The sequence below is a fragment of the Caballeronia glebae genome, assembly GCF_001545035.1.
Lineage (GTDB): Bacteria > Pseudomonadota > Gammaproteobacteria > Burkholderiales > Burkholderiaceae > Caballeronia > Caballeronia glebae.
The window spans coordinates 43,779-56,838 of record NZ_FCOJ02000024.1 but is presented as its reverse complement, the minus strand read 5'-3'; the positions used below and the strand labels follow the sequence as shown (position 1 = coordinate 56,838).

At 62.9% G+C, this 13,060-nt stretch carries 16 protein-coding genes; 9 read left to right on the top strand and 7 right to left on the bottom strand.

Annotated features, from left to right (window positions below; translation table 11 throughout):
• Window positions 1-65: 65 nt before the first annotated feature.
• Complete coding sequence (locus AWB82_RS17960) at window positions 66-1,091, top strand: porin (protein WP_096031436.1); 1,026 nt, start codon at window positions 66-68, stop codon at window positions 1,089-1,091.
• Window positions 1,092-1,120: 29 nt separating this feature from the next.
• Here the strand turns inward: AWB82_RS17960 and AWB82_RS17955 are convergent, their stop codons facing one another.
• The gene (locus AWB82_RS17955) at window positions 1,121-1,477 is read right to left on the bottom strand and encodes a hypothetical protein (protein ID WP_086969507.1); all 357 of its coding nucleotides are present in this window, start codon (window positions 1,475-1,477) and stop codon (window positions 1,121-1,123) included.
• Window positions 1,478-1,659: 182 nt separating this feature from the next.
• Here AWB82_RS17955 and AWB82_RS17950 point away from each other — a divergent pair, with 182 nt between their 5' ends.
• The 3 genes from AWB82_RS17950 (at window position 1,660) to AWB82_RS17940 (ending at window position 3,941) form a co-directional block, all read left to right on the top strand.
• Window positions 1,660-1,953 carry a hypothetical protein gene (locus tag AWB82_RS17950; protein ID WP_086969505.1) on the top strand — a complete coding sequence of 98 codons (294 nt, stop codon included), beginning with the start codon at window positions 1,660-1,662 and terminating at the stop codon, window positions 1,951-1,953.
• Window positions 1,954-2,124: 171 nt separating this feature from the next.
• Entirely contained in the window at window positions 2,125-2,568 is a 444-nt protein-coding gene (locus tag AWB82_RS17945; protein ID WP_235023339.1) for a hypothetical protein, read from the top strand.
• A gap of 209 nt (window positions 2,569-2,777) precedes the next feature.
• Window positions 2,778-3,941, top strand: coding sequence for a phytanoyl-CoA dioxygenase family protein (locus AWB82_RS17940; protein WP_086969502.1), 1,164 nt, complete (start codon window positions 2,778-2,780; stop codon window positions 3,939-3,941).
• A 6-nt stretch (window positions 3,942-3,947) separates the two neighbouring features.
• Here the strand turns inward: AWB82_RS17940 and AWB82_RS17935 are convergent, their stop codons facing one another.
• From AWB82_RS17935 to AWB82_RS17915, 5 genes are read right to left on the bottom strand one after another with little or no spacing between them, the layout of a single operon-like run.
• Window positions 3,948-4,670 carry a FadR/GntR family transcriptional regulator gene (locus AWB82_RS17935; RefSeq protein WP_086969501.1) on the bottom strand — a complete coding sequence of 241 codons (723 nt, stop codon included), beginning with the start codon at window positions 4,668-4,670 and terminating at the stop codon, window positions 3,948-3,950.
• Between the two features lie 7 nt (window positions 4,671-4,677).
• A complete protein-coding gene (gene yjfF / locus AWB82_RS17930) occupies window positions 4,678-5,715 on the bottom strand; it encodes a galactofuranose ABC transporter, permease protein YjfF (RefSeq protein ID WP_096031435.1) in 1,038 nt (345 codons plus the stop codon).
• Window positions 5,712-6,770, bottom strand: a complete 1,059-nt coding sequence (locus AWB82_RS17925) for an ABC transporter permease (RefSeq protein ID WP_086969499.1) — start codon at window positions 6,768-6,770, stop codon at window positions 5,712-5,714. Before AWB82_RS17925 ends, yjfF begins: the two co-directional genes overlap by 4 nt.
• On the bottom strand, window positions 6,763-8,283 hold the full coding sequence (locus AWB82_RS17920; protein ID WP_086969497.1) for a sugar ABC transporter ATP-binding protein: 1,521 nt from the start codon (window positions 8,281-8,283) through the stop codon (window positions 6,763-6,765). Before AWB82_RS17920 ends, AWB82_RS17925 begins: the two co-directional genes overlap by 8 nt.
• A 6-nt stretch (window positions 8,284-8,289) precedes the next feature.
• On the bottom strand, window positions 8,290-9,249 hold the full coding sequence (locus tag AWB82_RS17915) for an ABC transporter substrate-binding protein (protein WP_086969495.1): 960 nt from the start codon (window positions 9,247-9,249) through the stop codon (window positions 8,290-8,292).
• A gap of 406 nt (window positions 9,250-9,655) precedes the next feature.
• On the opposite strand from AWB82_RS17915, the gene AWB82_RS37670 reads away from it, so the two are divergent.
• Genes AWB82_RS37670 through AWB82_RS17900 form a run of 4 tightly spaced genes read left to right on the top strand, consistent with a single transcriptional unit; the run spans window position 9,656 to window position 11,320 of the window.
• Window positions 9,656-9,823, top strand: coding sequence for a hypothetical protein (locus tag AWB82_RS37670; RefSeq protein ID WP_159462598.1), 168 nt, complete (start codon window positions 9,656-9,658; stop codon window positions 9,821-9,823).
• Window positions 9,824-9,826: 3 nt separating this feature from the next.
• On the top strand, window positions 9,827-10,009 hold the full coding sequence (locus AWB82_RS17910) for a DUF6726 family protein (protein WP_086969493.1): 183 nt from the start codon (window positions 9,827-9,829) through the stop codon (window positions 10,007-10,009).
• A gap of 1 nt (window position 10,010) precedes the next feature.
• On the top strand, window positions 10,011-10,631 hold the full coding sequence (locus tag AWB82_RS17905) for a hypothetical protein (RefSeq protein ID WP_086969491.1): 621 nt from the start codon (window positions 10,011-10,013) through the stop codon (window positions 10,629-10,631).
• A 20-nt stretch (window positions 10,632-10,651) separates the two neighbouring features.
• Window positions 10,652-11,320: a flagellar basal body L-ring protein FlgH gene (locus tag AWB82_RS17900; protein WP_086969489.1), complete on the top strand. Its 669-nt coding sequence runs from the start codon at window positions 10,652-10,654 to the stop codon at window positions 11,318-11,320.
• 16 nt (window positions 11,321-11,336) lie between these two features.
• Here AWB82_RS17900 and AWB82_RS17895 read toward each other — a convergent pair whose 3' ends face one another.
• Window positions 11,337-12,086 (bottom strand): response regulator, encoded by a 750-nt coding sequence (locus AWB82_RS17895; protein ID WP_086969487.1) that lies wholly within the window; start codon window positions 12,084-12,086, stop codon window positions 11,337-11,339.
• Between the two features lie 242 nt (window positions 12,087-12,328).
• Between AWB82_RS17895 and AWB82_RS17890 the strand changes: the two genes are divergently transcribed.
• The gene (locus AWB82_RS17890) at window positions 12,329-13,057 is read left to right on the top strand and encodes a response regulator (RefSeq protein ID WP_086969485.1); all 729 of its coding nucleotides are present in this window, start codon (window positions 12,329-12,331) and stop codon (window positions 13,055-13,057) included.
• Window positions 13,058-13,060 lie beyond the last annotated feature (3 nt).

The following is a 13,060-nucleotide window of genomic DNA, read 5'->3' as shown; positions in this document are numbered from 1 at the left end:
CGCCGCCTCGTAACACTCATCCCTGTATTTCGATCGCGTCGGCTCAATATCGAGCCGAAGATTTCATGCGCCTGACAAACACTTTCAACCGCTTGCTGGCCATGTCGATGATGTGCGGAATTTGCGCAACGACAGCGCACGCGCAGAGCGCCGTGACCCTGTACGGAACCATCGACACCAGCATCGAAGTGACGAACCCCGGCTCGTCCTGGACGCCGCGCATGGATTCGGGCGCGTATCGCGGCTCGCGTTTCGGCTTGCGCGGTTACGAGCAATTGAGCGCCGACACGCGTCTGCTCTTCGATCTCGAAAGCGGCTTCAGCTCCGCCGACGGCACCTTCGCGACGGCCAACACCATCTTCAACCGGCAGGCGTGGATCGGGCTCGGCGCGCCGTGGGGCGAGCTACGCATGGGCCGCCAGTATTCGCCGATCTATATCCCGTTCAAGGGCGGGCTCGACGCCTTCGGCGCGGGCACGATCGCGTCGGGGCTCAACAATCTGTCGAAGATCACGCCTTATACGAATAACGGCATCACGTATCTGTCGCCCGATTTTCACGGCTTCACGACGACGCTCATGGTCGCGCTGCGCGACAGCGGCGACGGCAACGGGCTATCGGGCAATTACGAGACCTTCGCGTATAACAACGGGCCGCTGCGCATTTCCTACGCGCATCAGCAGACGCAAGGCGACGCTGGCTTGCGCGCGAATCTCGGGGGCGTGTCGTATCGCATGGGCAAGACGACGGCCTTCGTGTCGTATTTCAATGGCGATGGTGGAACGCCGCGCTATCACAACGACGGCCTTTCGGTCTCGATGCGCTATGCCGCGACGCCGCGCCTGCGCGCGTCGCTCGGCTACGCGTATGCGCGCGACCGTTCGGGCGGCGACAACGACGCGGACCAGTTCAGCGTCGCGTGCGAGTACGACCTTTCGCCGAAGGTGCTGCTTTATGCGAGCGGTGCGATGCTGCGCAATCGTGGCGACGCGACCTTCACGCTGCGTGGCGTGAACGTCGTCGGGATTCCAGCGGCTTATCCCGGCGCGCCGGTGCGTGGCGTGCAGATCGGCATGATCGACCGGTTCTGAGCACGACGCTTAACTTGCGAGGGCGCTGTTCAGCGCTTTTTATTTGCCTCGTCGAGGCATGCCGCGAGCTTCTCGAAGTATTCCAATGCTTTTCGCGTTGGCGCGACCGTCTTGACGCGCAGATCGTCGCTGCTCTCGTCGACGGATACGAGCCCTTGCTTACGGAGATTCGTCAGCTTGCGATGCACGGTAGCCGGCGCACCCGCCACCGACAGCGCCATCGTCTCCGTAACGGTCAGCGTATGGCCCGCGTGCCAGGACGCCGTGAGTGCTTCGAGCAAGCGTTCCTCGGCGGCGTCGAGCTTCGGCACCGAGGGCAATGCCTGTACCGCCTGAGCCAGATTCAGGAAGCGGAAATAGGCATCGAATGCGCTCTTCTTGACCATGAAAAACTGTTTGAAGGGGACGAGCCGATCATAGCACTTGCGATAGAAGGCAAACCGTAAGCGGTATTGTATTTATCACCCTGATAAGTAAGTGATAAGATAGAACATCGATCGAGGGCGCAATAAAGAGCGAATGAGCGAGTACATTTCTCTTTGCCCGAGCGATTTTCCGGGGGCAGGGCGTGGTTCAGGAACGCGACTACAACTACATCACAGCGCATTTCATCGAGCAGGAGATCGATCATCTCGCGAGGATGATCCGCTCGCGGCACTGGCATCGCAGCGCGGCGTGGCCCGTGTCGTACTGGCGCGAGCGCATCGAGGAATTGCAGCATGCGCCCGCCATCGCGCCCATTCAGCGGGTGCGACTCGAATCGCTTCTGAACGAGCTGGAGCGCATTGCGGCGAAACTCGAACTATCCGCGAATCACGGTGAGTTATCGGAACACCATATGCGGACGATGCGCGAGGCATGAGCGCTGCGCGGTGCTACGGTAAGATGTGCGTCCTTGCCGCCGCCCACTGGCACGCCGCCAATGTCTACCCTTCAATTGCGCCTGGGTTCTGTCGTCGGAACTGCGCTTATCTTCATAGCTTCGCTCTGGGCCAATCAGGAAATCTTTACTCATTCAGAGTTCGTGCGAGGCGTGAACTGGATTTATCTCCCGGCCGGTATTCGTCTGCTCAGCACGCTGCTGCTCGGAGTGGATGGCGCGCTGGGACTGCTATTCGCAAGCTGGCTCGTCGATTTCTTTTATTTCTTTCCCAACGATCCGGTGAGATCGTTTGTCGGCGGCATTATCGCGACCGTCGCGCCTTATGCCGTGTATCGTCTCGCGCGTGAGATCTATGGACTCGATGCGTCGCTATCGAATCTGACGGCGGGCAGACTGATGATTCTTACCATAGCCTATGCGATAGCCGGCCCGCTGCTGCATAACATCTGGTTTTATCTTCAGGGCGATGCGCAAAATATCGTCTCGCGATTCTTTGCAATGTTCGTGGGCGATCTTGCCGGGACCGTGATCGTCATCTATACGCTCAAAGCCTTGCTGCATTTCCTGCCCGTGCCGCGCCGGCCGAATCGCTAGTCGCGCGGCGCTCGAAGCACGCGCCGCATGCACATCAGCGGAACCACTTCATCATTCGCACTGGCGGTACTCGCTGATGAATTGGGGGCCACGATCCGTTGAGGTGAACATTGCTCGGTGACGAAAATCGTGCGCGGCTTGGCCGCCGTTATCTCCGACTTCCACGCATTGCGCATCTGCCGCTATGCTTGTTAAAAACGGAGCGAGACATGAACGAGACGAACTGGTACATGGAGAGCGATTGCTCGCTCGATGCATTCGCGAGCCTGCTGCAGCGCGACACGCAACACAAGCTGACGTTCGCGCGGGACATCCAGCGCAACATTCCGCTCTACGACTGCGGCGCGCTCGCCGACGCGTTGAACGATCCATCGAAGCGTATGGCGTTGCAGGCGGAATGGGCGACGGTCTTGCGAGACGGCGCGGGCGTGTTCGTGCTCAAGCGTGCATACGCTGACATCGAACCCATCGACGAGGCCACCGCGATCTTCGAATCGATAATCCGGCAAGAGCGCGAACGAGGTTCGAGCGCGGCCGATCACTTCGCGAAGGCGGGCGCGAACGATCGCATCTGGAACGCTCAGGAAAAGTTATGCCTGCAGGCGCCGCGTGTGTTCGCGCGCTACTTCGCGAATCCGTTCATCGAATGCGCGGCGCTTGCATGGCTCGGCCCCGGTTTTCAGATGACATCGCAAGTCAATGTCGTGCGTCCGGGCGGAGACGCGCAAGAGGCGCATCGCGATTATCACCTCGGCTTCCAGACTGCCGACGAAGTGCGGCGCTATCCGGCGCATGTCCATGCGATGTCGCCGTTTCTCACGCTGCAAGGCGCGGTCGCGCATAGCGACATGACCGTGCAAAGCGGTCCGACGAAGCTGCTGCCATTTTCGCAACGCTATGCGCAAGGTTATCTGGCGTGGCGTCGCGCGGACTTCCGCGAGTACTTCGAAGCGCACTACGTTCAATTGCCGCTCGAAAAAGGCGACGCGCTCTTCTTCAGCCCCGCGCTCTTTCATGCGGCGGGCGCGAACCGCACGCGCGATGTGCAGCGCATGGCGAATCTGCTGCAGGTTTCATCGGCTTATGGACGCGCGATGGAAACACTCGATCGCGCGCGCATGTGCGAGTCGGTCTATCCGGTGCTGCTCGACTTCAAATCGACGCGGCGCATGAGCGATGCGCAGATCGACACGGTTATCGCATCTTGCGCGGAAGGTTATGCATTCCCGACGAACCTCGATCGCGATCCGCCCATCGGCGGCCTTGCGCCGAAGAGTCAGCAGGCGCTTTTGCGTCAGGCGCTAGATGAAGCGTGGTCCGTGGATATGCTCGCGAACGCGCTGAAGGACAACGCATGGCGGCGCAGCACTTGAGCAGCCTCACTCCTGATAAACCGCCGACAACACGCTTTGCGCATCGGCGAGTGCATTGTCGAGCTGCACGAGACTCGCGTGACGCGCGCCGAGCGGATCGCGGTTCGCGATCGCGGTGAGAATCGCCTTGTGACGCGGCAAGGACAGCGCATGCGTATCCGGATGACGGCTCGTCAGCTTGATCGATTCCGAGAGCGCGAGCGATAACATGTGCCCGATATACATCAGCAAGTCGTTATGCGTCGCCGACATGATCGCGCGATGAAACTCCAGGTCGGGCGTGAGCAACGCCTCGGGCGTGGGTGCTTGCGACATCCGCTCGTACGCGTCGCGGATGCACGTGACTTCCTCTTCCGTTGCATTCGATGCGGCGAGCGCGGCCGCCGCCGGTTCGACAATCCTGCGCACCACGAGCAGCGACTGGAAGAACTCGCCTTCATGCACGCTGTTGATGGTCCAGAAGAGCACGTCGGGATCGAGCGTGTGCCATTCGTCGCGCGGACGCACGACGCTGCCCAGACGCGGCTTCGACAGCACGAGTCCTTTCGCGACCAGCACGCGCGTCGCTTCGCGCAGCACGGGCCGGCTCACGCCATAGGCTTCGCATAACTTCGCCTCGGCGGGAAGACGATCGCCGGGCCTGAGCTTGCCGCTCACGATATCGATGCCGAGCTCCTGCACGATGCGCGCGTGCATGCTCTTGCGAGGTTGTGGATGGCGATAGTCCATGTCTTCGTCAGCGCTTCGCCGCCGCGCGATCGCCGAATGCGCGCTGCGACAGACAGAACACGAGCAGCAGCGCGCCGACCGCGATCTTCGTCCACCACGAACTGAGCGAGCCATCGAACGAGATCAAGGTCTGAATGATGCCGAGCAAGAGCACGCCGAACAACGTGCCGATAACATAGCCGACGCCGCCCGTGAGCAGCGTCCCGCCGATGACGACGGATGCGATCGCATCGAGTTCGAGGCCCATCGCGTGCAGGCCGTAGCCGGAGAGCATGTAGAAGGTGAACAGCACGCCGCCGAGCGCGGAGCAGAAGCCCGACAACGCATAGGCGCCGATGGTCGCGGCGTTCACGGGCAAGCCCATCAGAAGCGCGGAATGCGGATTGCCGCCGACCGCGTAGATGGTGCGGCCGAACGGCGTGTAGTGCGCGACGAACACGGCGGCGGCAAGCACCACGAGCGCGATCACCGCGCCGAGCGACAGCGACGCGCCGCTCATCACCGGAACGCGAATCTGCGATACGGCCGCGTACCACGGATCGATGATGCTGATCGAATCGATGCTGATGAGATAGCACAGCCCGCGCGCGAGGAACATGCCCGCGAGCGTGACGATGAACGGCTGCAGGCGAAAGCGCGCGATCAGCCAGCCCATCAGGGTGCCGAACGCGGTGCCCATCGCGAGCACGAGCGGGATCACGACGAGCGGATGCCAGCCCGCTTTCTCGACGAGCGCGGCGGAGACCATCGTCGTGAGCGCGATGACCGATCCCACGGAAAGATCGATGCCGCCGGAGAGAATCACGAAGGTCTCGCCCACCGCGACGACGATCAGAAACGCATTGTCGATCAGCAGATTGAGAAAGACTTGCGGCGAGAAGAAACCGGTGTACATCACCGAGCCGAGCACGGATATCGCGATGAAGAGCGTGACCGTCGCGGCGAGCGGCAGATAGCGGCTCGTCGAGACTCTGCGCGCCGGTGCGATGGCGTCGCGGCGATGCGCGAGCGTGACGCCCGGAGGCTTGGGCAGCGGCGAGCTCATCGGCGCACCTCTCGATCCGCAAGGGCAGGGCGGCGCGCGAACTTCACGACGGTCGCGCGGAACTCGCCCGATTGCAGCATCATCACCGCGAACACGACGATAGCCTTCACCACGAGATTCACCTCCGGCGGCACGCCGAGCGAATAGATCAGATACGTGAGCGTCTGGATGATGAGCGCGCCGATCACGCTGCCCGCGAGCGTGAAGCGCCCGCCGGTGAGCGCGGTGCCGCCGAGCGTGACGGCGAGAATCGCGTCGAGTTCGAGCAGGAGGCCCGCGTTGTTGCCGTCGGCGCTCTTCACGTTCGAACTGATGAGAATGCCCGCGACGCCCGCGCACAAGCCGCTGAACGCATACGCGCCGAGCGTGAGTTTTCTCGCCTGCACGCCCGCGACGCGAGCGGCCGTGGGATTGATGCCGATCGCCTGCAGGAACAGGCCGAGCGCCGTGCGCGTGATCGCGAGATAAAGCAGCACGAACACGAGCGCGACGATCCATATCGACGTGGGCAAGCCCAGCAGATAACCGCCGCCGAAGAAGAAGTAGGGCGTGTAGTAGATCGTGATGATCTGGCCGTTCGTGATGAGTTGGGCGATGCCGCGTCCCGCGACCATCAGAATGAGCGTCGCGATGATCGGCTGCATGCCCGCGCGCGCGACCAGCAAGCCGTTCCACAGGCCGCATAGCAACGCGACGCCGAGCGCGGCAACGATTACGACGGGCAACGCAAAGCGCGTGACGTTGCCCGCGATCGAGCCGCCGATCGCCCATGCGGCGACCGCGCCCGCGATGGCGACGACCGCGCCCACGGAGATGTCGATGCCGCGTGTCGCGATCACGATGGTCATGCCGAGCGCGACCACCGCGAGCGGCGCGGCGCGATTGAGAATATCGACGAGACTGCCGTAGAGATGCCCATTGCGCCACTCGACGTGCAGAAAGCCCGGATTGAACGCCGCGTTCAACGCGAGCAGCAGCACGAGCGTCACGATCGGCCAGCCGAGTCGATGCTCCATCATCGAACGAAGGGTCATGCGGCGCGCGGTGTCATCCATGTTCGGCTCCGATCATTTCGCACACCATATCTTCGCTGGTTCCAGCGGGAAGCTCGCCGACCTTGCGCCGGTCGCGCAACACGACGATGCGATTCGCGATCCGCACCACCTCCGATATCTCCGACGAGATGAACAGCACCGCCATGCCAGTCGATGCGAGCCGGAGTATCTCGTCCATGATTTCCTGTTTGGCGGCGACGTCGATGCCGCGTGTCGGCTCGTCGAGAATCAGGAGGCGCGGTTCGGTCGCGAGCCATCGCGCGATGAGCGCCTTTTGCTGATTGCCGCCGGACAAAAGGCCGATGGGCATGTCGAGCGTCGCGGCCTTGATGCCGAGCGCGCGCACGAAACGTTCGGCGAGCGCGTTCTGTTCGGCTCGCGTGAGGCAACGCCGCGCGCCCATGCGCGCCTGCAACGCGAGCGCGATGTTCTCGCGCAGCGAAAGCTCCGCGACGATGCCATCCGCCTTGCGCTCTTCAGGACAAAACGCGATGCCGTGGCGGATCGCCTGCGCGGGCGTCGTGAACGAGACCGGCACGCCATCGATACGCAGCTCGCCTTCGTCCGGCTTTTCGAGCCCGAAGAGCAGCTTCGCGAGTTCGGTGCGTCCCGAGCCGAGCAAGCCGGCGACGCCGACCACTTCGCCTGCGCGCACGCGCAGATCGAGCGGTTGAAGCTGACCTTTCTGGCCGAGGCGCGTGGCGTCGAGGAGCGCCGCTTCCTGCGCGGCCGTTTCTATGTCGTCGGGCGGCGATTGGCGCGCTTGCGCGGCGGCGAGTTCACGGCCGAGCATCGCCGCGATGAGCGCCTGCGTGCCGAGTTCGCCCGTGGGCCATTCGCCCACGCGCCGGCTGTTGCGCAGAACCGTGATGCGATCCGAGATGGCGTAGACCTGATTGAGAAAGTGCGTGACGAAGAGAATCGCGAGACCCTGGTCGCGCAGGCGGCGCAGCACGTCGAAGAGGCGGCGCACTTCGTCGTCGTCGAGACTGGAAGTCGGCTCGTCGAGTATCAGCACTTTCGACGACAGTTTCAGCGCGCGCGCGATCGCGACCATCTGCTGCACCGCGACCGAATAGCTCGTCAGCACGCGCGTCACGTCGATATCGAGGCCGATGCGCGCAAGCAATTCGCGCGCTTGCCGGTGCGTCGCGTCCCAGTCGATGCGATAACCGGCCAGCGCGCCGCGCCGCGGAAAATAGCCGGCGAAAATGTTTTCCGCCACCGAGAGATTCGGGCACAGATTCACTTCCTGATACACCGTGCTGATGCCGAGCTTCTGCGCGGCGAGCGGCGAGTCGGGGCGTATCGCGTGGCCGTCGAGCAGAATCTCGCCGGCGTCGAGACTCACGACGCCGGTCAGCACCTTGATGAGCGTCGATTTGCCCGCACCGTTCTGCCCCATGAGCGCGTGAACCTCACCCGGATAGAGCGTGAGGTTCACGTCCTGCAGCGCATGGACGCCGGCGAAGCGCTTGTCGATGCCGCGCAACTCCAGTACTGGCGATGTCATCGGGGCTCAGTATTTGCGATTGGGGAATTCCTTCGCCGCGACCTCCATCGGGAAGATGCTTTCCTGCGTGACGATGCGCTTGGGCACGGGCTTGCCGGCCTTGACGTCCTTCACGACCGACATCAGTTGCGGCCCGAGCAACGGGCTGCATTCCACCGAAACGTTGAGCTTGCCCGCCATCATCGCTTCGAATGCGCCCTTCACGCCATCGACGGAAATGATGATGATGTCCTTGCCCGGCTTCATGCCCGCTTCCTCGATAGCCTGGATCGCACCGATCGCCATGTCGTCGTTATGCGCGTAGAGCACGTTGATCTTCTTGCCTTCGGCCTTGAGAAACGCTTCCATTACTTCCTTGCCCTTCGCGCGCGTGAAGTCGCCGGTCTGCGAGCGAATGATCTTGAACTTCGGATCGGACTTGATGATTTCCTCGAAGCCTTTCTTGCGATCGATGGCGGGCGCCGAACCCACGGTGCCCTGCAACTCGACGATATTGACCGGCCCCGAATTGCCTTTCTCCTTCTCGACGAGCCAGCGGCCCGCCTTGCGGCCTTCCTCGGTGAAGTCGGAGCCGATGAAGGTTACATATAGCGTGTCGTCCTTGCTGCTGATCGCGCGATCCGTCAGCACGACGGGAATCTTCGCGTTCTTCGCTTCGACGAGCACGGTTTCCCAGCCTGTCTCCACAACGGGCGAGAAGGCGATTACATCGACCTTTTGCGCGATATACGAGCGTATAGCCTTGATCTGATTCTCCTGCTTCTGTTGCGCGTCGGAGAACTTCAGGTCGATGCCGGCGTCCTTCGCGCTCGATTTGATCGACTCGGTGTTGGCGGTGCGCCATTCGCTTTCGGCGCCCACCTGCGCGAAACCGAGCACGATAGGTTTCTGCGCGAAAGCGGGAAGCGGGAGCATTGCGCTCAAGGGCGCGGCGGCCATCGCAACTAACACGGTGCGGCGTTTCATGTCAGTGGTTCCTCCAATCCGTTGGCTATGTATCCGAGCTTATTCGAATGATTATGGAATAACCTGTTAATTCGTTGTTCTATTTATCCCGATGCCTTTCCGGTATTTGGGTTTTAGGCTATCCGGTCAAGGGCGCCGAGATAGATTGACTATATGAAGGTATTCGACCACTTTTAATTCACGTTAACCCGCTTTTGCTATCGAAACAGTCATACCATCTCGCGCGCCGCGCTGCGCCGCAGCATCCCGATCCATAACATTGGAAAGAACTGGTAACGGCTGAGTAAGCGCGAGTAAGCACTCGGGAAAAGGGCGTGTTGCTCGCATGATCGCGACTTCGCGCGCTCGCGGATGATTGCTCGCGTTGCAATCCGCAACGGTCTCTCATCCCGAAGGAGCGCGCAGCATGAACGTCAGCAGCCCAACCACTCAACATACGGCGCAAACGGTGCCGCACACGCTGCCCATCAAGCACGCCGCCGACACGCCCACGGTCGACACCGGCACGCCCGCCGCGAAGACGTCGCCGAGCAATCCGGCGCATCTCGGCAATCACGTCGACACGACCGCGTAAATCATGCGCAAGTCTTTTCGTCTCGCGCTCGCGTGCGCGGCGCTGGCGGCGTGCCCGTTCATGCTCGACGGCTGCGCGCTCGCCGCGTTGCCGTGCCGCGCGACATCGGCGTTGCTGAAGGTCGTGCCGGTCGTGGGGCATGCCGCGTCCACGCCTTTCGACGCCTGCGCCACTGCCATCGACTGATATGAAGCGAACGTCTCTTCGTTGCGCGTTGCTCGTTTGCATGGCGATGCCCGCATTCGCCGCAGCGCAGAAGCCGTTCGACTTTCGCGGCCTGCAACTCGGTATCGCGCTCGACGCGTTCCGCCGTGACGAGCCCGCGCGCGCGACGCCGCCCGGCAGCGTCGCCGTATGCGACACGGACCTCGAAGCGGCATCGCTCGGCATGGTGCTGCGCGATGCGCACAGCCTGTCGATCGCGTGCAAGTGGGCGCATCGCACGCAAAACGGCTGGAGCGAATCGATGGCGGTTGTCGATGGCGCGCCCGCGCGCGATCACGTGCTGCGCTTCATGGCGATGCCGGGCGATCCGTCGCCGCGTCTGTATCGCATGTCGTTCGTGATCGATGCGCGCGTGGCCGATGACTTCGCCGACGCGCTGTCGTCGAAGTTCGGCCGAAGCCGCGTCGAACGCGCGAACGGTTATCGGACGCGCATCTGGGAGAACGCGAGCAGTTCGATCACGCTGGAAGCGAACGGCGCGGCGGCTTCGGCGCGCGTGATCTATCGCCTGAAGGCCTACGAAGCGTGGCTGCGCGACGCGACCGACCGATGGCGTCTCGCCGCCCTACACGACACGCCCTGATTCATAGGAGAGGATTGTTCATGAAACTGGCGTCATTGCCATGCGCGGCGTTCGCGCTCGCACTCGCGGCGTGTTCGTCGGCGGGATCGCGCTCGATCGTCGAGATGCCCACGTATGCGCCCACGGTCGCGCAGCCGGTCAACGTCAATACGCTGGGCGCGATCTATCAGGCGGGCGCTTCGGGCTCGCTGTACGAAACGTCGCGCGCGCAAAAGGTCGGCGACGTGCTGACGATCCGTCTCGCGGAGTCGTATCAAGGCAGCAATTCCGCCGATGCCAAAGCGAGTCGCGCGAGCAGCATCAGCGCCGAGGCCGCCGACAAGTCGAGCAGCGCGGCGGCGCGGCTTGCGCGCCTTTTCAATGTCGGTTCGGCGGACACGTCGTTCAAGGGCAACGGCAGCACGAGCAATCTATCGGCGATGAGCGGCACGCTCGCGGTGTCGGTCATCGGCACGTTACCGGGCGGCAATCTCGTGGTCGCGGGCGACAAGATCATCGCGATGAGCGGCAATCAGGACCGGCTGCGTTTCTCGGGCATCGTCAATCCGAAGGATATCGAGGCGGGCAATTACGTCGCGTCGAACAAGGTGGCGAACGCGCGCATCGAGCAGGCGGGCGTGGGCATGCTCGCCGATTCCACGACGATGGGCTGGCTGCAACGCCTCTTCATGAGCGTGCTGACTTTCTGAGCATGACGCCGCGCCGCTAGATGCCCGCGTGCGCCGCGATGCGCCCGGCCGCGGTCGGATCGCCGTGCGGTACGAAGATATAACCTTGACCCCATACGGTCTGCACGTAACGCGGCTCGGACGGATCGATTTCGAGCAGACGGCGCAGACGCCAGATCGCGACATCGAGACTGCGATCGCGATGCGCGCCGTTGCCGCGCATCTTCTCGTTGAGCTGCGCGCGCGTGAGCACGATCATCTCGTTCTTCACGAGCGTCTTGAGCAGCGCGAATTCGCCCGAGCGCAGCGTGATGCGTTCGCCCTCGCGGCGAAGTTCGCGCGCGCCGAAGTCCATTTCGAACGGGCCGAAACGATAGGCCGGGCGTATTTCGGGCGCGCTCGCCGTGTCGGGCGGCGTGCTCTCGCGGCGTCTCAGGATCGAGCGGATGCGCGCCAGCAACTCGCGCGGATCGAAGGGCTTGCCGAGGTAATCGTCCGCGCCGAGTTCCAGGCCGATCACGCGATCGAGCACATCCGAGCGCGCTGTCAGAAGGATCACGGGGATATCGTCGCGGGCATTGCGCAATTCGCGCAGCGCGCTGATGCCGTCCTTGCCGGGCATCATCACGTCGAGCACGATCATCGAGGGACGCTCGGCCCGCACGCGGCGCTTCAGTTCCGTGCCGTCATGAAGAACGGAGACGTCGAAGCCGTGCTGTTGCAGATAGTCGCGAACGTGATCGCGCACGACGGGGTCGTCGTCGACCATCAGTACATGTGGAGTCATTCGCGGATTCTAAGCGCAAGGCCGAAGCCCTCGCGACGCTTGCCAACTTTCCATTTCTTTCCGTTACGGCGTGTTTCAGCCGCGTTTTGCGCGCGGTTCACGCGCGCGCCGGGTTGTCGCGGGAATGGCACGCGCGTGCGCCGCGTCTTCATCGCGCGAAAGACCGGTCCCGTAAGAATCCGTAACGTAGCGCCGCGCGCGTGAGGCGCTGTAAGGCAATTGTGTACGAATAGAATTTTGGGATGGCTACATCGGTTCTCATCGTCGACGACGATCCCGCGGTGCGCGATCTGCTGCGCCGCTTTTTCAACGAGCAAGGCATCGACGTTTCCGTGCTGCACGATGGCGCCGGGTTGCGTCGGCGTCTGGAGCTCGAACGTCCGTCCATCGTCGTGCTCGACATCATGATGCCGGACACCGACGGCCTGCGCGCGCTGCGCGATCTGCGCGCGGCGGGCGAGGACATTCCGGTGATCTTCGTGACCGGTTGCGACAGCGTTGCGCAAAAAATCGCGGGACTGCAATCGGGCGCGGACGACTATCTCGCCAAGCCTTTCGATCCGCATGAGCTGCTCGCGCGCATCGAAGCGGTGCTGCGGCGGCGCACGGCTGCGCCGAGCCGTCCGGAGCCCGCGCCGCGCGAGCGTTTCGGGCGCTTCGAAGTCGATTTCGTATCGCGCTCGCTGTTGCGCGGCGACGAGCGCATCGCGCTGCGCGACAGCGAATTCGCGCTGCTCAAGGTCTTCGTCAAGAACCCGTACAAGGTGCTGTCGCGCGTGCTGATCCACGATCTCGTGCATCGCGACGACCTGCCTTTTCGCGATCGCGGCCTCGATGTGCCGATCTGGCGCTTGCGCCGCCTCATCGAAGCCGATCCGTCGCATCCGCGCCATGTGCAAACCGTGCGCGGGCAGGGCTACGTGTTCGTGCCCGATGCGGACGATCCCGCATCCGACTGGATCGGAGCCTGAGTC